The sequence below is a fragment of the Streptomyces longispororuber genome (genome assembly GCF_014656095.1).
GTDB classification, from domain to species: Bacteria; Actinomycetota; Actinomycetes; order Streptomycetales; family Streptomycetaceae; genus Streptomyces; species Streptomyces longispororuber.
Map to the genome: position 1 here is coordinate 1 of NZ_BNBT01000045.1, position 18,909 is coordinate 18,909.

20 protein-coding genes and 1 tRNA gene are annotated in these 18,909 nt (G+C 73.3%); 3 read left to right on the forward strand and 18 right to left on the reverse strand.

Translation table 11 applies throughout. The features are described 5' to 3' along the window. Window positions 1-1,476: FHA domain-containing protein (locus IE330_RS16430; protein WP_190136764.1), on the forward strand; the 1,476-nt coding region annotated here is incomplete at its 5' end. A gap of 75 nt (window positions 1,477-1,551) precedes the next feature. Here IE330_RS16430 and IE330_RS16435 read toward each other — a convergent pair. After that, window positions 1,552-2,541: a methyltransferase domain-containing protein gene (locus IE330_RS16435; protein WP_190136765.1), complete on the reverse strand. Its 990-nt coding sequence runs from the start codon at window positions 2,539-2,541 to the stop codon at window positions 1,552-1,554. Between the two features lie 85 nt (window positions 2,542-2,626). Between IE330_RS16435 and IE330_RS16440 the strand changes: the two genes are divergently transcribed. Beyond that, window positions 2,627-3,031, forward strand: a complete 405-nt coding sequence (locus tag IE330_RS16440; protein ID WP_190136766.1) for a globin — start codon at window positions 2,627-2,629, stop codon at window positions 3,029-3,031. A gap of 45 nt (window positions 3,032-3,076) precedes the next feature. Here the strand turns inward: IE330_RS16440 and IE330_RS16445 are convergent, their stop codons facing one another. The 7 genes from IE330_RS16445 to IE330_RS39885 form a co-directional block, all read right to left on the reverse strand. Further along, a complete protein-coding gene (locus IE330_RS16445) occupies window positions 3,077-3,763 on the reverse strand; it encodes a DUF8185 domain-containing protein (protein WP_190136767.1) in 687 nt (228 codons plus the stop codon). After that, window positions 3,760-4,215, reverse strand: a complete 456-nt coding sequence (locus IE330_RS16450; RefSeq protein ID WP_190136768.1) for an acyl-CoA thioesterase — start codon at window positions 4,213-4,215, stop codon at window positions 3,760-3,762. Before IE330_RS16450 ends, IE330_RS16445 begins: the two co-directional genes overlap by 4 nt. 1 nt (window position 4,216) lies before the next feature. Further along, window positions 4,217-5,881: an energy-dependent translational throttle protein EttA gene (gene ettA / locus IE330_RS16455; protein WP_190136769.1), complete on the reverse strand. Its 1,665-nt coding sequence runs from the start codon at window positions 5,879-5,881 to the stop codon at window positions 4,217-4,219. A gap of 191 nt (window positions 5,882-6,072) precedes the next feature. After that, on the reverse strand, window positions 6,073-7,488 hold the full coding sequence (locus IE330_RS16460; RefSeq protein ID WP_190136801.1) for a Cys-Gln thioester bond-forming surface protein: 1,416 nt from the start codon (window positions 7,486-7,488) through the stop codon (window positions 6,073-6,075). Between the two features lie 351 nt (window positions 7,489-7,839). After that, the gene (locus IE330_RS16465) at window positions 7,840-8,400 is read right to left on the reverse strand and encodes a single-stranded DNA-binding protein (protein ID WP_190136770.1); all 561 of its coding nucleotides are present in this window, start codon (window positions 8,398-8,400) and stop codon (window positions 7,840-7,842) included. A gap of 140 nt (window positions 8,401-8,540) precedes the next feature. Further along, a complete protein-coding gene (locus IE330_RS16470; protein ID WP_373314663.1) occupies window positions 8,541-10,490 on the reverse strand; it encodes a GTPase in 1,950 nt (649 codons plus the stop codon). A 5-nt stretch (window positions 10,491-10,495) separates the two neighbouring features. Continuing rightward, entirely contained in the window at window positions 10,496-12,100 is a 1,605-nt protein-coding gene (locus tag IE330_RS39885; RefSeq protein ID WP_308439016.1) for a dynamin family protein, read from the reverse strand. A 307-nt stretch (window positions 12,101-12,407) separates the two neighbouring features. On the opposite strand from IE330_RS39885, the gene IE330_RS16480 reads away from it, so the two are divergent. After that, a tRNA-Arg gene (locus IE330_RS16480) sits at window positions 12,408-12,480 on the forward strand. 175 nt (window positions 12,481-12,655) lie between these two features. Here the strand turns inward: IE330_RS16480 and IE330_RS16485 are convergent. The 10 genes from IE330_RS16485 to IE330_RS16530 all read right to left on the reverse strand — a co-directional run bounded on the left by IE330_RS16485 (window position 12,656) and on the right by IE330_RS16530 (window position 18,899). Beyond that, window positions 12,656-14,047, reverse strand: a complete 1,392-nt coding sequence (locus IE330_RS16485; RefSeq protein ID WP_190136772.1) for a tyrosine-type recombinase/integrase — start codon at window positions 14,045-14,047, stop codon at window positions 12,656-12,658. Further along, window positions 14,047-14,250: a helix-turn-helix transcriptional regulator gene (locus IE330_RS16490; RefSeq protein WP_229925693.1), complete on the reverse strand. Its 204-nt coding sequence runs from the start codon at window positions 14,248-14,250 to the stop codon at window positions 14,047-14,049. The genes IE330_RS16485 and IE330_RS16490 overlap by 1 nt, the downstream gene beginning before the upstream one ends. Before the next feature lie 148 nt (window positions 14,251-14,398). Next, complete coding sequence (locus tag IE330_RS16495; RefSeq protein WP_190136774.1) at window positions 14,399-15,664, reverse strand: DUF3631 domain-containing protein; 1,266 nt, start codon at window positions 15,662-15,664, stop codon at window positions 14,399-14,401. Beyond that, window positions 15,661-16,017: a hypothetical protein gene (locus IE330_RS38970; protein WP_229925694.1), complete on the reverse strand. Its 357-nt coding sequence runs from the start codon at window positions 16,015-16,017 to the stop codon at window positions 15,661-15,663. The genes IE330_RS16495 and IE330_RS38970 overlap by 4 nt, the downstream gene beginning before the upstream one ends. Next, complete coding sequence (locus tag IE330_RS16505; protein WP_229925695.1) at window positions 16,014-16,925, reverse strand: bifunctional DNA primase/polymerase; 912 nt, start codon at window positions 16,923-16,925, stop codon at window positions 16,014-16,016. The genes IE330_RS38970 and IE330_RS16505 overlap by 4 nt, the downstream gene beginning before the upstream one ends. Before the next feature lie 79 nt (window positions 16,926-17,004). Beyond that, window positions 17,005-17,184 carry a hypothetical protein gene (locus IE330_RS16510; RefSeq protein WP_190136775.1) on the reverse strand — a complete coding sequence of 60 codons (180 nt, stop codon included), beginning with the start codon at window positions 17,182-17,184 and terminating at the stop codon, window positions 17,005-17,007. After that, window positions 17,184-17,930 (reverse strand): exonuclease domain-containing protein, encoded by a 747-nt coding sequence (locus IE330_RS16515; RefSeq protein WP_268257298.1) that lies wholly within the window; start codon window positions 17,928-17,930, stop codon window positions 17,184-17,186. The genes IE330_RS16510 and IE330_RS16515 overlap by 1 nt, the downstream gene beginning before the upstream one ends. Beyond that, window positions 17,927-18,313, reverse strand: coding sequence for a nucleoside triphosphate pyrophosphohydrolase family protein (locus IE330_RS16520; RefSeq protein WP_190136777.1), 387 nt, complete (start codon window positions 18,311-18,313; stop codon window positions 17,927-17,929). Before IE330_RS16520 ends, IE330_RS16515 begins: the two co-directional genes overlap by 4 nt. Continuing rightward, the gene (locus tag IE330_RS16525) at window positions 18,310-18,699 is read right to left on the reverse strand and encodes a hypothetical protein (protein ID WP_190136778.1); all 390 of its coding nucleotides are present in this window, start codon (window positions 18,697-18,699) and stop codon (window positions 18,310-18,312) included. Before IE330_RS16525 ends, IE330_RS16520 begins: the two co-directional genes overlap by 4 nt. Then, entirely contained in the window at window positions 18,696-18,899 is a 204-nt protein-coding gene (locus tag IE330_RS16530) for a DUF8839 family protein (RefSeq protein WP_506005381.1), read from the reverse strand. Before IE330_RS16530 ends, IE330_RS16525 begins: the two co-directional genes overlap by 4 nt. Window positions 18,900-18,909 lie beyond the last annotated feature (10 nt).

The window sequence follows — 18,909 nt, forward strand, 5'->3', positions numbered from 1 at the left end:
GACGGGCCCGGCGGCCCGGGTGGCCCCGGCGGTCCTGGTGCGCACGGTGGGCCCGGCGGGCCTGGTCCGTTCGGCCGTCCCGACGGGCCCGGCGGCCCGGGTGGCCCCGGTGCGCCGGGTGGTCCCGGCGGGCCCGGTCCGTTTGGCGGCCCCGGTGGCCCGCGCCCCTTCGACGGTCCCGACGGACCCGGCGGCCCGGGTGGCCCCGGTGCGCCCGGCGGGCCCCGCCCCTTCGGCGGCCCCGACGGCCCGGGAGGTCCTGGCGGCCCCGGTGGCCCGCGCCCCTTCGACGGTCCTGACGGACCCGGCGGCCCGGGTGGGCCGGGCGGTCACCGTCCCTTCGACGGCCCCGGCGGTCAGGGCGGCCCCGGTCCCTTCGGCGGGCCCGACGGTCCCGGCGGGCCGGGCGGTCGGCGTCCCTTCGACGGCCCGGACGGCCCCGGCGGTCCCGCAGGCCCCGGTGGCCCCGGTGGCCCCAATGGTCCCGGTGACCGCGGTGACCGCGGTGGCCCAGGCGGGCCCGGCGGCTTCGGCAACCCCGACGGCCCCGGTGGTCCCGGCGGCCCTGCTGGCCCCGGCGGTCACGAGGGCCCCGGTGGTCCCGGTGGCCCCAGCCGTCACGACGGCCCGGGCGGCCCCGGCGGTCCCGGCGGCCCCGACGCCTCCCGTCCGTTCCCCCCGGCGCCCGGCTCCGGCGGCCCCTCGGCCCCCGGCCAGGACTCGTTCGACTACCAGGGCTCCCGGCCCTCGCAGGTGAACCGTCCGGCCGAGCCGATCCCGTCCTTCGGCGGTGGCCCCTCCGCGCCGCCGGCCAGTGGTCCCCAGGGCTTCCAGCAGGCCCCGGCCGCGCCGCCCGCGTTCCCGCGCGAGACCGGCGCTCCGCAGGGCCCCCCGCCCGGCCCCTCGGGTCCGGGCGGCGGCGGTGACGACTGGGTCATCTCGCCGCCGGGCGGTCCCGGCGGACAGGACGGCCAAGGCGGTCAGGGCGGTCCGGGTGGCCAGGGCGGTCCCGGTCAGCCGCAGGGCTCGCAGCAGCAGGGCTTCCCCGGCTCGGCGCAGCCCCAGGGTCCCGGCAACTGGACGGCGACCGTCGGCCCCGACCGCGAGTACTTCATGGCGATGATGCAGCGCAGCGGCCCCGAGGCCGCGGGGCTCAACCTGCCCGCGTACTCGCCCGAGCAGCGGCACCCGCTGGTCGGCAACCAGGTCAGCATCGGCCGCCGCCGCCACTCCACCGGCGACACCCCCGACATCGACCTGTCGGTGCCGCCGGAGGACCCGGGCGTCTCGCACCAGCACGCGATCCTGGTGCAGCAGCCCGACGGCGGCTGGGCGGTCGTCGACCAGAACTCGACCAACGGCACCACGGTCAACGGCGGCGAGGAGCCCATCCAGCCGTTCGTCCCCGTCCCGCTCCAGGACGGCGACAAGGTGCACGTGGGCGCCTGGACGACGATCACCGTCCGGCGCGACTGAGCCGGAGGGCCGCCACCGGCCCGGAAGCACACGGCCGACACCGGCCGCCACCGAGGGGCCGTACGCCCGCCGCCGTCACAGCGGCCAGGCGTACGGCCCCTCGGGGTCGTCCAGCCACGCCCACGCGTACTCCCCGCTGACCGTCACCCCGAACCGCTCCCGCACCGGCCGCCCCTCGCGCTGCCACAGCGCCAGCGCCTCGTACGGGTCGACCGTTCCCGCCGTCAGCTCGAGCAGGAAGCGGAACAGCTCGCTCTGCAGCGCCCGCCGGGGCAGCCCGCCGAGCTGCTGCTCCCGCGGCTCGCGGACGCTGCCGCCGCGCAGCGGCACGAAGTACGCGGGCGTGTGCAGGAACCGCCCCTGCGCGTGCTCGGCGTCCCGCACCCGCAGCGCGATCAGCCCCGTGGCGAGGGGCGCGAGCACCAGCGCCCCCGGCCGGCACTGCGCCAGCCACGGCCGGGGCACGGCGTTCAGCGTGCAGGTCGCGATGATCCGGTCGTACGGCGCCCGCTCCGCGCACCCCGCCGCGCCGTCGCCGGTGACGACGGCGGGCCGGTACCCGGCGGCGGCGAGGTGCCGCCGCGCCGACTCGGTGATCTCCGGGTCCAGGTCGACGGTCGTGACGTGCTCCTCGCCGAGCCGGTGCGCGAGCAGCGCCGCGTTGTACCCGGTGCCCGCCCCGATCTCCAGCACGTCGTACGTCCCGCCGTCCCCGACCCGCAGCTCCACCAGCATCCGGGCCATGAGCGAGGGCTGGCTGCTGGACGAGAGCAGCTCCCCGTCCCTGACCCGGGTGGCGAGCGGCGCGTCCGCGTACGCCCCGCGCAGCCAGCGCCCGCGCCGCACCGGGTCGGGGTCCTCGCCCCACAGCCGCTCGTAGCCCCCGGGCACGCCCAGGTAGTAGTAGGGCACGAAGAGGTGGCGCGGCACCGCCTCGAACGCCTCCCGCCAGCCGGGGTCGCCGTCGAAGGCCCCGCCCGCGGCGATGTCGCGCACCAGGGAGGCCCGCGCCTCCTCGGCGAGGGCCGGGTCGGGTTCGTCGCTGAGCGGAGCTTGCGCACCCATACCCCCACTGTGCTGCCCCGGGCCGCGCGATGCGAGCGGTCCTAAGCCTTCCGTCCTCGGCCGCGGCGTCTGAGACCATGGAGGCGTGACAGAGAATCCACGCGGCACGCTTCAGGAGCAGACCTTCTACGAACAGGTCGGCGGCGAGGAGACCTTCCGGCGCCTGGTGCGCCGCTTCTACGAGGGAGTCGCCGAGGACCCGCTGCTGCGCCCCATGTACCCGGAGGAGGACCTCGGTCCGGCCGAGGAGCGCCTGGTCCTGTTCCTGATGCAGTACTGGGGCGGCCCGCGCACGTACAGCGACCACCGCGGCCACCCCCGCCTGCGGATGCGTCACGCCCCCTTCACGGTCGACCGCGCGGCGCACGACGCCTGGCTGCGGCACATGCGCGACGCCGTGGACTCCCTGGACCTCACCGAGGACCAGGAGCGCACGCTGTGGGACTACCTGACCTACGCGGCGGCCTCCATGGTCAACACCCCTGGCTGACGACCCGCCCGCGGCCCCGGCCGCCGGTGGGCGCCGGGCGACCGGTCACACGGGGCTGACGGACAGCGCCCCGACCCCGGCCCGCCGCAGCGCGACCGAGCCGTACGGCGTGCGCAGCCGCAGCCACGCCCCCGACGACAGCAGGTCGAGCGCGTCGCCCCGCAGGAACCCCAGGGACTGCGCCGCGTGCGCGGCCCGCACGGGCAGCCCGGTCCCGGCGACGGTGCGGGACCATATCTCCCGCCCCAGCCGGTCCAGCTCCGCCCGGACCCGCCGCTCCGGCGCCAACTCCTCGACCCGTGCCCGGAATTCGGCCACGGCCGCCTGCACCAGGGCCCGCACCGCGGACCCGGACGGCAGCCCGGGCACCCGCGCCCAGCCGCCCCGCGGCGGCAGTACCCCCGCCCACGGCGGCCCGGTCACCGCCTGCGGTACGGCGGCCGTCCCCGCGGTCTCCGCGGCGTCCGCCGACTCCCCCACGGCCTCCAGGAACTCCCCCGCGGACACCGTCACGTCGAGCGACGTGTCGAGCCCGTGCTCGAAGGGCTTCGCGAGCCGCGCGGTGCGGATCGCGAGGACCTCGAACGACGGCGGCCGCCCGAACACGGCGAGCGTCTCCCCCGCCGCCTGCAGCCGCACCGCCGCCGCCTTGTCGTAGTGGATCAGACGCGCCAGGAAGGCGGCGAGGTCCGCCGCCTCCCCGGGCTCCGCGAAGTGCAGCCGCACGGTCATGCGACGAGCGCCCGCGCGCCGTCGGCACCGCCGTCGGGACCCTCGGCGCCGTCGTCCTGGTAGCGCTCCAGGACGGCCCGCTCCTCGGCCGTGATCCGCCGCGGCCGCTGCGCCCGCAGGTCGAACGGCACGACCACCGTCGAGGCCCGCGCGTACACCTGCTCCGCGTCCTTGACCTCGTACGAGATCGTCAGCGACGCGGCGCCCATCTTCGTCACCCACGACTCGATGGTGACCGGCTCGTGCCGGTGCACCAGCGGCCGCAGGTAGTCGATCTCGTGCCGCGCCACCACGGACCCACCGGAGAACGACGGGCCGTCCTTCGACGAGAGCCGGAACATGAAGTCGATCCGCGCCTCCTCCAAGTACCGCAGGAAGACGGCGTTGTTGACGTGCCCGAAGGCGTCCATGTCCGACCACCGCAGCGGGCAGCGGAAGAGGTGGCGGGCCATGTCAGCCCCGGGTGAGCTTCTTGTACGTGGCGCGGTGCGGACGGGCCGCGTCCGGGCCGAGGCGCTCGATCTTGTTCTTCTCGTACGACTCGAAGTTGCCCTCGAACCAGAACCACTTCGACTCGCCCTCGTACGCCAGGATGTGCGTGGCGACGCGGTCCAGGAACCAGCGGTCGTGGGAGACGACCACGGCGCAGCCCGGGAACTCCAGGAGCGCGTTCTCCAGCGACGACAGCGTCTCGACGTCGAGGTCGTTGGTCGGCTCGTCGAGGAGCAGCAGGTTGCCGCCCTGCTTGAGGGTCAGCGCCAGGTTCAGCCGGTTGCGCTCACCGCCGGAGAGCACGCCCGCGGGCTTCTGCTGGTCCGGGCCCTTGAAGCCGAACGCGGACACGTAGGCGCGCGAGGGCATCTCGACCTGGCCCACGTTGATGTAGTCCAGCTCGTCGGAGACGACCGCCCACAGCGTCTTCTTCGGGTCGATGTTGGCGCGGCTCTGGTCGACGTACGAGATCTTGACGGTGTCGCCGACCTTGATCGAACCGGAGTCCGGCTCCTCCAGGCCCTGGATCATCTTGAACAGCGTGGTCTTGCCCGCGCCGTTCGGGCCGATGACGCCGACGATGCCGTTGCGCGGCAGCGTGAAGCTGAGGTCGTCGACGAGGACCTTGTCGCCGAAGGCCTTGCTGAGGTGCTCGACCTCGACGACGACGTTGCCCAGGCGCGGGCCCGGCGGGATCTGGATCTCCTCGAAGTCCAGCTTCCGGGTCTTCTCGGCCTCGGCGGCCATCTCCTCGTACCGCGCCAGACGCGCCTTGGACTTGGCCTGGCGCCCCTTGGCGTTGGACCGCACCCACTCCAGCTCTTCCTTGAGCCGCTTGGCGCGCTTGGCGTCCTTCTGGCCCTCGACCTTGAGGCGGGACTGCTTCTTCTCCAGGTACGTGGAGTAGTTGCCCTCGTAGGGGAAGGCGCGGCCGCGGTCGAGCTCCAGGATCCACTCGGCGACGTTGTCCAGGAAGTACCGGTCGTGGGTGATGGCCACGACGGTGCCCGCGTACTGCGCGAGGTGCTGCTCCAGCCAGTTCACCGACTCGGCGTCGAGGTGGTTGGTGGGCTCGTCGAGCAGCAGCAGGTCGGGGGCCTCCAGGAGGAGCTTGCACAGCGCGACGCGGCGGCGCTCACCACCGGAGAGGGTGGTCACGGGCCAGTCGCCGGGCGGGCAGCCCAGCGCGTCCATGGCCTGCTCGAGCTGCGCGTCCAGGTCCCAGGCGTTGGCGTGGTCGAGCTTCTCCTGGAGCTTGCCCATCTCCTCCATCAGCTCGTCGGTGTACTCGGTCGCCATCTGCTCGGCGATCTCGTTGAACCGGTCGAGCTGGCCCTTGACCTCGGCGACGCCCTCCTGGACGTTCTCCAGGACCGTCTTCTCCTCGTTCAGCGGGGGCTCCTGGAGCAGGATGCCGACGCTGTACCCGGGCGACAGGAACGCGTCGCCGTTCGACGGCTGCTCCAGACCCGCCATGATCTTCAGCACCGTGGACTTACCGGCGCCGTTCGGACCCACGACACCGATCTTCGCGCCGGGCAGGAAGTTCAGGGTGACATCGTCGAGGATCACCTTGTCGCCGTGCGCCTTGCGCGCCTTGCGCATGGTGTAGATGAACTCAGCCAAGAGAAACCGTCCGGCAATCAGTGTGTGGGCAGATACACCCCATCTTGCCTGACGGCCACCCCCCGGAGGAAACCGGATAGCCGCCCGCCTCCCCGCCCCGGCACGGGGCGCCGGGGCGGGGCGGGACGGGGTACGGCGCTCGTGTCGATGCCCGGTGACGTTCATGCCGTCACCGTGCGACTACGGTGCGCTCACTTCTCGGAACCGTCAGGGGCCTGCGTCGGCGCGGGGCCGACCGGGGCGTCCTTCTTGCGCAGGAGGAAGACCGCGCCGCCGCCGACCACGACCAGGGCGATCGCGATGCCGGCTATCAGCGGTGTCGCGTTCGAGCCGCCGGTGGCCGCGAGGTCGGCGCCGCCGGACGTGCCGCCCGCCGACGCGGGGCTCGGCTGGGGCGCGGGCTGGGCCTTGCTGCCGACACCGGTCACGCTGCCCTCGGTCCTGCAGTCGAGCACCCCCTGGAACCGCTTCTCGAAGCCGGCGGGCCCGGTGATCGTGAAGTCGTAGGGCTGGTCCTCCTGCAGCGGTATTGTCACGGTCCGTGTCTGTCCGGCCTTGATGGTGTGCTTGGTGTTCATCAGGCTGAAGGTGAAGGGCGCGTCGCCCTTGTTGCTCGCCGTGATGTCCAGGCCGCGGGCGGCGCAGTTCTTCTCCGCCGACAGCGCCGGTATCGCGCCCTCAGCGGCCCAGTGGGCCGTCGCCGTCGCGGACACCGTCGACTCGCTGGAGCCGGCGAGGATCTGCGTCTGGCTCCTGGTCTCGGCGGTGAAGGCCCGCCCGACCGGCACGGTCGTGGAGGTCTGCACGTCCAGCGAGGCCATGCCGTCCGGGGTGTTCTTGGGGACGGCGAAGTACAGCTCGCTGCCGTCGGACGCCGTCGTGACCGGCTTGCCGTTCCTGCCGACGACCTTCACCCCGCTCGTGGAGTCCGCGGGCGGGATGACGGCCACACTGTCCGCGTCGGTCCGCACGGTCACCGGGCCCAGCCGCTGCCCCGGGTGCCCGGCCACGGCGGGCGGCTCCAGGGTCAGCGCCGCCTTGGGCTCCGGGGCCCGGCGCGCGCTGCGCTGCAGGTAGTCCGCGAGCTTCTCCGCCCGCGGGTCGACCGCCTCCACCCGGGCCTTGTCGGAGTAGCGCCAGATCGCCACCTGGGTGCCCGCCGCCGCCGTCTCCTCGGTGAGGGAGGGCGCGCCGGCCTTGCGGGCCAGCTCCGCCAGGTCGTTCACCTGCGGGTAGGAGTGCTGGAGGATCCAGCGGATCTTGCCCGCGTCGGCGTTGGCGTGCAGGGACGTGCCGCTCCAGGGGGTCTCTTTGTACTGCGCGTCCTTCTGCGTGGGGTTGTGGATGTCGACGCAGTACGTCTGGAGGGTGCCGCCGTTGTCGACGGACATCTGGAAGAGGCCTGCGGGGATGCGCCGGGTGCCGCCGTCCTCGCGGACGACCGCCTGGCCGTAGGTCTTCAGGCCGTCGAGGGTGGCGGTGGCTCCGCCGCGGTACGGCGGGGCGTCCGTCGTCACGGCCGCCGTCGCGGTGGCCGTCGCGCCCGCCGAGACGAGCCCGGACGCGACCAGCGCGGCGGCGAGGCGCACGGCGCCCCGGCTCCGTATGGACAACGCAGCAAACACAGAATTCCCCTCCGGGCGGAACCGATCACATGGGGGGACTGGTCCCGCCAGCAGATGCAACCGAGCAGAGTCACCTGCCGACCCGCCCGCTCAGACCTCGTCGGCCCCACGGAGCCACGCCCGGCATCCTAAGGAGGCGGCGCACCACCATTCCCTGAGGTGCCGTCCGACAACCGATCCGAATCGGAATCGTTATCGCCAGGGCGCCTGTTGAGCTGGGCTTATCGACAAATCCATGGTTTTGCGGGTGGTTGGGCGGCCGACGGCGGTTCGGTGCTGCGCACGTCGGCGCCGGTGCCGGTGGCCGGACGGCGGCCGTCCGGACGGGACGCGTCAGCCCACCGCCGCCGGTTGGGCGCGCCCGCCCCGGCCCGCGTCGGGCGTGGCCTCCGTCTCGGCCCCTGCCCTCGCCCCCGTGACCTCCGCGCCCCCGTCGGGCGGCGACTCCCAGGCGGGCTCCGGCTCCTTCCGCGCCCCGTCGGGCGCCTGCCCCTCGCCCGCCGCCTGACCTCGTGGCTGATCCGGCACGTGGTCAAGGGCCTTGCCGCGCCGGAACGCGGACGTCCCGCGCGCCAGGTCGTGGCCGATGGCCTGGGCGTCGATGTCCACGGAGATCCAGTGCTGGCCGCCGCGCTCCTCGTCCTTGACCTTCAACCGGCCTTGGACGATGACCTGTTCGCCGAGGGAGAGCGAGCTCTGCGCGTTCACCCCGAGGGTCCGGCGGGCCCAGACCGTGAAGAAGTTGGTGTGCCCGTCCGTCCATTCGTTCCGCGTACGGTCGAAGTGACGGGGTGTCACCGCGATGCGGAAGCGTGTCACCGGGCCGGACGGGAGCTCCCGGAACACGGGGGTCGTCGCCACCCTCCCCACCACCGTCACCATCGTGTCGTTCATCGTCGTAACCCCTCCCTCGTCCACCGCGTGCGGGGCCCTCCCGCGTCGGCGGCGGCCGCCACGACCGCGGTTCCAGACTGCGCCGGTCGGGCCGGACCCGCCGAGCGCTGTGCCCTACCCACCGGTTGTGGACAACTCCGTCACCCGAAGGAGGCGTTCCGCCGCGCCATTCGCACGTACTGCTCCCGCACCTCCCGGTACCGCAGCAGCTCCGCCGCCACCGGGTCGAGCACGCGGGCCCGGCCGCACCCCGCGGCCGCCTCGCGCAGCCGCCGCTCGGCCTCGAAGCCGTACCGCCGGGCGGGTCCGCGGGCCGCCATCCGGCTCAGCCACTCCACGCCGGGGCCGCCGAGGATGCCGGAGAGCATCAGCAGCACGGGCACGCCCAGGTTCGGGTCCGCGAGGCCCACGATCTGCCCCCCGAGCCAGAGGCCGCCGACGATCTGGAGCAGGGTCATGGCTGCCTGCGCGAGCACCGCGACCGGCCACCAGCCGGGCCGCGGCGGCCGCCCCTGGGGCAGCCCGGCCCGCAGGGCGAGCTCGTCCAGGGCCTCGGGCAGGCCTTCGGCGCCGCGGGCCGCCGCCTCCCGCACGGCTTGGCCCCACGGCGTGGGCAGGCCCGCCGCCGCCTCGTCGGCCACCGTGCGCACGGCGTGCTCCACGCGCGCGCGTGCCGTGGCCTCCTCGTCGACGGGAGGGCGCAGCGTGGGCCGGAGGATGGAGCTGTAGGGCGAGCGCCGCGCCTCGTACCAGCGCCACAGCCGCAGCCAGGGCGTGCCGCACGCCTTGTTGGCGTGCCGGCGCCAGGCCCGCTCGGCGGCCTGGCCCACGGCCGTCGCGCCGGCGGCCTCCGCGCGGCGGTCGGCGATCTCCTCGCGCGCCTCCTCGCTGAGCCCGACGCGGGCGCGCCCGGGGGCGTGCGCCGCCTCGGCGGCGTACACCGGGCGCAGGTCGGCGGCCACCGCGTCCAGGTCCGCCTCCAGGCGGCGCGTGGCGGCGCCGCGCTCGCGCGTGAACTGCCCGAGCGCCTCGCGCAGCTCACCGACGCCCTGGCCGGTCAGCGCGGACAGGGCGAGCACGGTGGCGCCGGGCTCGCCGTGCTCGCCGAGCGCGACGCCGTCCTCGTCGAGGAGGCGCCGCAGGTCGTCGAGGACCTGGTCGGCGGCGTCCCCGGGCAGCCGGTCCACCTGGTTGAGCACGACGAACATGACCTCGGCGTGGCCCGCCATGGGCCGCAGGTAGCGCTCGTGCAGCACCGCGTCGGCGTACTTCTCCGGGTCGACGACCCAGATGACGGCGTCGACGAGGCGCAGGATGCGGTCCACGTGTTCGCGGTGCTCCTCGGCCGCCGAGTCGTGGTCGGGCAGGTCGACGAGGACGAGGCCCTCCATGGCGTCGGCGTCGGAGCCCTGGAGGGGGCGGCGGCGCAGCCGGCCGGGGATGCCGAGCCGGTCGAAGAGCCCGGCCGCGCCGTCGGTCCAACTGCAGCCGATGGGGGCGGCGGTGGTCGGCCTGCGGACGCCGGTCTCCGAGATCATGACGCCCGCGAGCGCGTTGAAGAGGGTCGACTTGCCGCTTCCGGTGGCCCCGGCGACGGCGACCACGGTGTGCCGGTCGGACAGCCGCCGCCGCGCCGCCGCCTCGTCCAGGACGCGTCCGGCCTCGGCGAGCGTGGTGCTGTCGAGCCGTGTCCGGGAGAGCCCGATCAGCTCCCGCAGGGCGTCGAGGCGGCCCCGCAGCGGCCCTTCGTAGAGGGCGGTCGTCTCCCTGGAGGCGCCGATGTCGTACACGGAGGTGCTGCCGTGGCCGGAGTCGTAGCCGGAGGACCTGCCGTACCGGGAGGGCTTGTCGTACGCGGACGGGCCCGCTCCGGCGGCTCCCCTGGGGCGGCCGGAGCGGGCGGGGGCCGGGCGTGGCGCCTCGTCGCCCGCGGGGGTGCCGGTGCCGTCCGCTTCGTCGTTCTCGCTGTTCTCGTTGACCCGCCGCGCGATGAGCCCGTCGTCCCAGATCTCCTCGTCCTCCCGCGCGCGGGAGGCCGTGTCGTCGTCGGGCCGGTCGGCGTGGTCGGTGTGATCCGTGACGGCGGTCACCGCGGTCACCTCTCCTTCTGCAGTACGGACAGCGCGGCGATGAGTTCGGCCTGGGGTTCGGGGTGGACGCCGAGCGCGTCGAGGGGGGCGAGGCGCCGCTCCCGCTCCGCGCCGAGGACCTTGTCCAGGTAGGCGGTGAGGAGCCGGCCGCCGCGGTCGCGCAGGCGCAGCGCGCCGTGGGCGCCGACGCGGGCGGCGAGGCCCTCCCCGGCGGAGCTGGCGCGGCGCCCGCCGAGCAGGGCGGTGGCGAGGAGCGCGGTGAGCACCTCGGGGTCGGGCGCGGCGCTCTTGTCGGCGCGGTCGACGGCGCGGATCTCGTCCTCGACGTACTCCTCCAGGACGCGCTGCCAGCGGCGTACGGCCATGCCGATGCGGTGGTCGGCGCCGTTGTCGCGGTGGTGCGCGAGTTCGGGGAGCCGGGCGGCGGGCTCCCGGCGCCAGGCCTCGTCGACGCGTTCGTCGGCGGCGGTGACGGCGCACAGCAGGAGCGTCTCCAGGCCGGCCGAGACGGCGTCGAGGAGCTCGCTCGGGCCGCAGTCGAGCGGGTAGGCCCGCCAGCGCTTGAGCGCGTCCCCGGCGAGCACGGCGCCCGCCTGGAGGCGTTCCCGTACGCGCGCGTGCTCGCTCTCGTACGCCTCGTCGACGGCGGCGGTGAGCCGCAGGGCGGCCGCGTACTGGGCGGCGACGGCGCCGGCGAGCTCGGGCAGGCGGGAGTTGAGCGAGCCGAGCGCGCCGTGGGCGGTGCGGGCGAGGGCGCCCTGTCTGGCGGCGGAGTCCCGTACCTGCTGGGCGAGCCACTCCCGCAGCGGTGCCACGGCGGTCGCGGGCAGCAGTCCGCCACCGCCGGTGGACTCGGGCAGTTCCGGCACGGTGAAGCGGGGCACGTCGCCGAGGCCCGCCTTGGCGAGCAGGGCCTCGAACTGGAGCGAGACCTCGGCGACGACCTGGTGCGGCACGCGGTCGAGGACGGTGACGAGGGTGGCGTCGTGCTCCTTGGCGGTGCGCAGGAGGTGCCAGGGCACCGCGTCGGCGTAGCGGGCGGCCGTGGTGACGGTGACCCACACGTCCGCGGCGCAGATGAGCTGGGCGGCGAGCACCCGGTTCTCGGCGACGAGGCAGTCGATGTCGGGGGCGTCGAGCAGGGCGAGCCCGGCGGGCAGCGTGTCGGCGGTCTCCACCCGCAGGACCGGGTCGTCCTCGGCGGGCGGGGCCGGTTCGTCGCCGTCCTGGCGGGGCACCCACACGCGGGTGAGGTCGGGCAGGATTCTCACCCCCGCGAACCAGTGCCGGTCATCCGGATGGCAGACGAGGACCGGGGTGCGGGTCGTGGGCCGCAGCACCCCCGCCTCGCTGACCTGCCGCCCCACCAGGGAGTTCACCAGCGTCGACTTGCCGGCTCCGGTGGACCCGCCGACGACCGCCAGCAAGGGCGCTTCGGGGGCCTTGAGGCGGGGCACCAGATAGTCGTCGAGCTGGGCGAGGAGCTCGTCCCGGTTGGCACGCGCGCGTGGCGCCCCCGGCAGGGGGAGCGGAAAGCGTGCGGCGGCGACGCGCTCACGCAGGGTGGTCAGCGCGTCAAGCAATTGAGGCCGTACGTCCAAGGTCACCACATGCGAAGAATGCCCAATTTTGACGGCTTTCTGAAGCATATGGGCACGCCTGCGCGCCGATCGGACACACGTGACGGAAGGGATGACTGGGGCACAGGCATAACGAGTGCACAACACCCGGGGCGTCAGACGCCAAAAGCGGTGCGAGATTCGCACCTGCCTGCGATTATCAGGACCGCTTCACCGAACCTCCACATCGCGGCGCGGAGGTGAAGCACCAGGGACACGGACGCAGGAGCCCTATCCTTGTCCCCGGCAAGGTCACGGACCGGCCCCACACCGGGCTCCAGGCCACCGGCCACCATCGGCCCCCGTAGCTCAGTGGATAGAGCAGGTGCCTTCTAAGCACTTGGCCGCAGGTTCGAGTCCTGCCGGGGGCGCACTTCACCGGCCTTCCTTCGGGAAGGCCTTTTTGCTGGTCAGGGGCGGCATGCCCGGCGGGAGTCGGAGCGCCGGACCCGCCCGCGGTAGGCGCGGCAGGGTCCGGCACTGTCCGGCTGTCACCAGGTTTCTGCGGGTGGCTGCGGTGAATACGCGGAGAAATTCGCTCGGGGCTCAGTCCTCCCCGGGCAGCTCGGGGAGATCCCCCTGAGCGTCCATCCGGCGTTTGAGATCCGGGAGCTGTCCCTCGATGCATCCGGCGTAGAAGGCCAGCAGGACCGGGACGCTGTTGCCTGCCCAGTACGCGACCTGCGCGGGCGGAATGCCGTCATTGAGCCACTTCGTCAGCCGAGTGTGCCGGATGTCATAGATCCGCTTCCCCATCGGGGATTCGTACTCCCGCTCGGTCAGTTCCGCCTTGCGAGCGTTCCCCCACGCTCGGCGCGTCACCGAGCCGGAAATGATGCCTCCCTTCTCGCCCTTGAACATGCGGTCGCCGGGCTTCAACCCCTCTGCCTCGATGTGCGCCCGTATGATCTTCGTGAGCGCCGGAGGGCCCGGCACGACGCGCGTGTCGCCCTCGGCCCGTCCTTTCAGATCGCGCTCTTCGTGCAGCGTGCCGTCGTCGGTCCAGTTCTTCCCGACTTCCGGCTCCGCCGTATGGATCACCACGTCGCACCACTGGTCCTCGGCGTCCTCAGGCGGCAGCCGAAAGTCCTCCACGTACAACGCCACGGCCTCCTCCGGGCGTGGCCCGGTGTAGTAAATCGTGGCGAAGTACGCGTGCAGCCGCCGACCGCCTCGGGGGCGGCGCCGGATGTGCGCCAAGATCCGCGCCATCCGGTGCGGGTGGATGAGGGATCTCCGGTCCACCGCGTTGGACGTCTTCGGCGTTGCACCTCTCCCCTTGGGCAAGGGGTTGGCACGCAGGATCCGATGCTTGACCGCGTACTCCATCGCCACGTTCAGGACCCGCCGAGCGCGCTTGGCGGACCAGGCCGCTGCCCTCGTGCCGTCGAGCTTTGTGGATACGGCGTGCAGGATCTCCTCAACCTTGACCGAGTCCTCCCACGCAGCCACGGACAGGGTGTTGCGCTCCACCCACTTCAGGATCGTGGCCACCTCGGGGGGTGCCTCCTCCCGGCGGCGCGTGTTGAACGCGAACTCGCGTAACGCGCGGCGTACGTCGATCGGTTTGAAGGCGGCCGGCTGTGCCCGCAGCATGGCGATCGTTGTGGCCGTGAGCACTTTGGACGTGGTCCTGCGGCTGTTGCCCCCGGTCCGGTGCCACTGAGCATCCGTGAACTGCACAGCGAAGTCGTACCAGTTCACGCCACTGGCGCCAGATTGGTGCGAAACCGGGCGCCCCGTGGCGAGGCTGAACGCCTCGCCACGGCGTGTGGCGCTGACCAGCTCGGAGCGGAAGGCGTCCGCGAGCGGCTTCGTCGCGAACGGCGCTCGCCACTCCTTGCCGTCCAGCTCCCAGCGGACGGTGTGGGTGGTCTTACGCTTGCCCTTATAGACCGAGATCTTCCAGATCTTGACTTTGTACGTCGTGCCGTCCATCAGGCGACGTCCTCGCGAGCGTCCAGCCAGTGCTCGTAATCGCTGCGCCTTATCCGCAGATCACCGTTGGGCAGCTTGATGCAGCGTGGCGCGCGGCCCTTCGCGCGCCAGTCGTAGAAGGTGGAGCGTGAAATTTTCAGGTCCTTGCAGACCTCCGCGATCGTGAGCTTGTCATCGCGCGGGCGGTACGCGGCCGTCGTCACCGCGTGCTCCTCTCGTCCCTGAGAATCCGCAACATCCGCCACGCCGCAACATCGCTGGTCAGCGGCGCGCATCTGTGGCGGATGCCGTTTGTGTTGCGGATAGGCGCCGCAACGCGTGGGCGTGGCGACGCCGGTGATGTGAGGGTGGTCAGCCTGCGATGCGCAGGGGGCGTGTGTCGGCTTCCGCGTGCGTGTGGCGACTGCCAGATGCGGCTTCCGCCACAGAATCGCCCCCGTTGACCTGCGGTGTTGCGGCTGTTGCGGCTGTTGCGGACTTTCCGGGGGGAGGGGGGCAGTAGCGGGTCCAGGCGTCGCTGAGGTCTTCCGCGTAGTAGCCCTTGGGGGTGCCGCTGCCCACCCGGATGCCGCGGGGGCGGATGGGCGTGTTGTCGGGGCGCACGTACTGGCTCAGGAGCTTGGACAGGGTGCGGGCGGTGAGCGGCTTGGCGTTGTGGCCGTCGTCGCTCAAGTCGGCCCACGGGGCGTCGTCGAGGCTGAGGAGGACTTCGAGGATGGCGGCGGTGGGCATGCGGTCGGCACCGCAGAACACGCGGTCGCGCAGATCGGTCAGCAGCCGCACCCCGAGGGATGCTTCGTCGCCTTCCTGGGCGGCCTTGATGAGCGTGACGCAGGCGGCGCGGGCCCGCTCGGGCCAGTGCCCGCCAGCCGCGTCGGCGACCGCGAGGAGCGGTTCCCACACGTCGGCGGGCCGATCGGAGACACCCTCGGGCATCTCCGGCCAGGCTTGGGCGACCTGGTCGTGGATGGCGGCGGCCCATTCCGCGAGCCGGTCGCGCAGGGCGTGGCCCTCCTTCTCGTGGACGCGCCGTCGGTAGGGCTCGGCCTTCTCGTTGGGGGCCTTCTTGCGCATGCGGATGATGACCGAGCGGGTCAGGATCGTGTCAGGCAGGGAGCCGAGTCCGGCCATGGCCACCGCGCAGAACGAGGAGAACCATTCCGCGTTCTGGGCGGAGCCATCCCCCACGCAGCGCAGGGACTTGGCGCCGCGTCGGTAGCCCGAGTTGAGAAACCCACGGACCTCTTCGTTGCCGCCTGCCTTGGGGCCGAAGACGGTGTCGATCTCGTCGAACAGGAGCGTGGGGGTTCCTTCGTCGGCTTCCACGAGTCGGAACAGGGCGTTGGCGGAGGCGTTGACAGTGGTGGCCGCTCGGGGGGTCAGGGTTTCCACGATCTCCAGAGCGCGGGACTTCCCCGAGCCCGGCTCGGGGCTGAGGAAGGCGAGGCGGGCGGTGCCGTCGAAGGCGTCGATGAGGTGGGCGTGGGCGTCCCAGAGGGTGACGGCGACGTAGGCGGCCTCGGTGGGAAAGACGTTGAAGCGGCGGTGGAACGCTTCGACCTCGTCGAGCAGGGCTGCGCCGTCGATGGACGGCGCGGGCGGGGTGGGGCTGCTCATGCGACGTTCCCCCCTTTCTGGGTGGTGCGAAGGGGGCAGAGGTCTCTGTGGTCTGCGTGGTCGGCGATGAGGGAGAGCACCTTGCGGTGGCCGACGGCGCTGCGGTCGCGCCCGCACGCGCACCATGACGTGGCCGTGGGGACGGCGCCGCGCGGGGCGCAGATGTGCAGCCACGCGATCGGGTACCGCCCGTCGCCGAGGCGCGGGTCAGGACGAAGAGCAGTGAGGACGCCCTGACGGGCGACGCTCTTCGGGGCGCCCACGGCCGCAGCACGCACCGGCCGCTTGGCGACCGGCGGGCCGGAGGGCGCCTCGGGCAGGCCTTCCAAGGGGAGAGGCAGGGAGGTGCTCATGCCGCCCCCCTCGGGCGGGCTTTGCGGAGGGAGCTGTCCAGGGCACTTTGGATGGTGGCGCGGCACTCGGCCGTGGTGAGTCCCCGCGCCTCCCCAGCCGCTTGGAAGGCCTCTTCCACCACGTGCCGGGCCAGGTCGCCCCAGGCCACGAAGCGCCCCACTTTGAACGCGCTGCGGTTGAGGGTGTCGTTGCGCTCGCGCTCCGGCGCCGCGCTCACCACGGCGCACTCGCGTTCCAGCGCCGCCAGGGCCGCGCGGCTGCCGCTCACCGCAGGGAGCCGGAGCGGTCCGGCCGGGCGCTCGGGGGCCGGTTGGAGCACGGCCAGCAGCCATGCGGGCAGCGGAGCCGCGTCAAGGCTGTTGAGGGGGGTGTAGGGCCCGGTGGGGGTGAGGCTGCCCGCGGCGACGACGTAGCCGCCCCAGGCGCGGGTGTCGACCAGCGCGCCGACGGTGCCCGCGGTGTTGCCCAGACGGACCCCGGGCGGGGCGGTGAAGTACAGGTGCGTCCCGCCGCTCGCAGTCCGGGTGCGGTAGGTGCCGGGGAGGGGGTGCCCGGCGCGCTCGCAGAGCGCCCCAAAGGTCGCCGCCCCGTTAGGGGCGTCCGCACTGCCCTTGTCCTTCGGGGTGTCCAGGTCGACCACGACCAGCCCGGAGGGGCCGGTGGCGATGCCGACGTTGAACGGCGCCCGTGCCCAGGCGGCGCGGATGCGCTCGGGGTCGGTGGTGGCGCGCTGCTCCCACTTCCGGTGCCCGCCTGCGCATGCGCCGGTACGCGGGCACTTCTGCTCCCCGTGCAGGGCCGGGCGCTTGGTGCCGGGTCGGAGGGGGAAGACGTGCCAGCCGCGGGCGGCGGCTTTCAAGGCGGCGCCCATCAGGGCCTCTCGCCTGTTGTCGGTCGGTTGCATCATGCTGGAGGCCTCCACTGTTCAGTTGGTGGGCAAGGGCGGCCCCGGTTCTTGGCGGAATGGGGGGCCGCCCTTGGCGTTGTCAGGCGTTCGGTTGGTCGCTTTCGGGCCGCTTCAGATCGGCGGTGAGGTAGAGACGGGTACGCATGCCGTCGCGGGTGGGGTAGGTCCGGGGTGCGCCGGTGCGGAAGGCATCGGCCAGGGCGCGGGTGATGGCGTCGGCGTCGCGGTCGTCGCAGATGATTCGGACGTCAAACGTCACTACTTCTCCTCGGCCGGTGCAGGGATCAGGGGCCAGTCCGCGGCCACGGTGGCCGCAGGGTCGGTACGGCGCAGGTGCGCTTGCAGACCGGCGGCTTGCTCTACCGCCCACGCCTGCTGACGGGAGTGCAGGTCGTCCAGCGCGATGGCGGCGAACTGGGGGTGGACGCGGGGCAGGCGCCAGGCGAGGCGGGCGGCGGCTAACGCATCCTGGACGGTGTCGTTCGGGCCGTCGTGGCGCACGCGGTAGTGCTCGCACAGCGCGGGCAGCGTGCGCCGCCCGCGGCGGTAGCGCTCCGCCTGCTTGTCGAGCACGGCCGGGTCGATGACCGGCGCCACGTCCCCGTCCAGGAACGGCACGTCGTGGCGAGTGCACTCGCGGGCAAGCACGGTCAGCGCGTACGGGGCGCGGAAGACCACCAGCGGGAAACCCGCGGCCAGCGGCTCCGCGAGTGCTGCGATGATCTCGGGCAGCGCTTCGGCCGGTGCGCACCCGTCGGCGCGGGCCTGGTCGGTGGTGATGTGGTGAATCGCGGTCGCTTCGGCGGGGATCTCCATGCCGGGGTCCAGCAGCCACGTGGTGGTCTCTGGCGGCGTGTCACCGCCGACCGCGGCGACCGCCGCGGCCACGATCCGGGCAGTTTCCGGATCGGTGCCGGTGGTCTCCACATCGAAAGCCAGCATCGGTCCGTCCGGCCACGCGGTGGGCCGGACGCTCTCGGGACCGGAGCGGTCTTGGGTGTTCACAGAGATTCCCTTCCGGGGCTGGTCAGTGCTGGGGGGTGGCCACTGACGGCGGGGGCGTGCAGCCGTCGGGCGGCGGCGTGGAGTTTGGCCTCCAGCACGGTGGGCGGGGCTGTGGTGAAGGAGTGCAGGGCGACGGCGGCGGCGATGATGACGTCGCACAGTTCGTCGGCGACGTCGGCGCGGCTGTGGGTGGTGCCCTTGCGCGGGTTGTGGCCGGTCATGCCGCTGTACGCAGCGGCGGCTTCCCCGGCCTCCTCGGTCACCTTCAGTAGCCGCTGCGCAACCTCGTGCCCCGGGGCGACGGCCCCGGACGTGCCGATGCCGTTGGCCCGGTTCAGGGCGGCGACGATGCGGGCGGTGACGGGCCACAGAACGGCGCTCATGCGACCCGCCCCACCGCTCCAGGGAGGGGGTACCAGGTGGCGAGCTGGTACATCTCCAGCACTTCGAGCAGCAGTTCGTCGATCTCGCCGGTGGGGTCGTCGGGGTCGCTGACCAGCACGCGGGGCGGGCAGGTGCGGCGGGCGTGGACGCACAGGCGGTGGGCGGGGGCGTCGTCGGGGTCGGTGTCTGCGCGCAGCGTCCACATCTGGCGCTCGTCGGCCAGCACCAGCGGGTCGCCGCGCAGCACGCCGCGGTGCACGAGTCGTAAGGCGACCGGCTCGGGCAGGTGATCGAGCCGGACCAGGTCCTGCGCGCGGGCATGGAGGAACGCGCTGGCCTGGTCGCGGCCGAGGATCAGGTCCAGTGGGGTGGTGGGAGCGTTCACGACGTGACCTCCTTGGCGGGGTCGGTGCGCAGGACGACGAAGGCGTCGGTGCGCAGGTCGTAGTGGACGTGCACGGGCTGGTCGGTGCGGGCGCGTTCCTCCGTCGCGGCGTGCGCGGCCTTCAGCGAGGCGCGCACGTCTCCGGCGGAAAAGCGCCGAAGCGGAACGGGGTGGTGCCCGGTGCAGGTAGTGCAGGCCATGGCTCCTCCC

What these genes read in the sequence shown, in the direction of transcription:
- IE330_RS16435 (WP_190136765.1), bottom strand. Translation starts at nt 2,541, where the DNA reads ATGGGTGCGCAAGCTCCGCTCAGCGACGAACCCGACCCGGCCCTCGCC.
- IE330_RS16445 (WP_190136767.1), bottom strand. Translation starts at nt 3,763, where the DNA reads ATGACCGTGCGGCTGCACTTCGCGGAGCCCGGGGAGGCGGCGGACCTC.
- IE330_RS16450 (WP_190136768.1), bottom strand. Translation starts at nt 4,215, where the DNA reads ATGGCCCGCCACCTCTTCCGCTGCCCGCTGCGGTGGTCGGACATGGAC.
- IE330_RS16465 (WP_190136770.1), bottom strand. Translation starts at nt 8,400, where the DNA reads ATGAACGACACGATGGTGACGGTGGTGGGGAGGGTGGCGACGACCCCC.
- IE330_RS16485 (WP_190136772.1), bottom strand. Translation starts at nt 14,047, where the DNA reads ATGGACGGCACGACGTACAAAGTCAAGATCTGGAAGATCTCGGTCTAT.
- IE330_RS16495 (WP_190136774.1), bottom strand. Translation starts at nt 15,664, where the DNA reads ATGAGCAGCCCCACCCCGCCCGCGCCGTCCATCGACGGCGCAGCCCTG.
- IE330_RS38970 (WP_229925694.1), bottom strand. Translation starts at nt 16,017, where the DNA reads ATGAGCACCTCCCTGCCTCTCCCCTTGGAAGGCCTGCCCGAGGCGCCC.
- IE330_RS16505 (WP_229925695.1), bottom strand. Translation starts at nt 16,925, where the DNA reads ATGATGCAACCGACCGACAACAGGCGAGAGGCCCTGATGGGCGCCGCC.
- IE330_RS16520 (WP_190136777.1), bottom strand. Translation starts at nt 18,313, where the DNA reads ATGAGCGCCGTTCTGTGGCCCGTCACCGCCCGCATCGTCGCCGCCCTG.
- IE330_RS16530 (WP_506005381.1), bottom strand. Translation starts at nt 18,899, where the DNA reads ATGGCCTGCACTACCTGCACCGGGCACCACCCCGTTCCGCTTCGGCGC.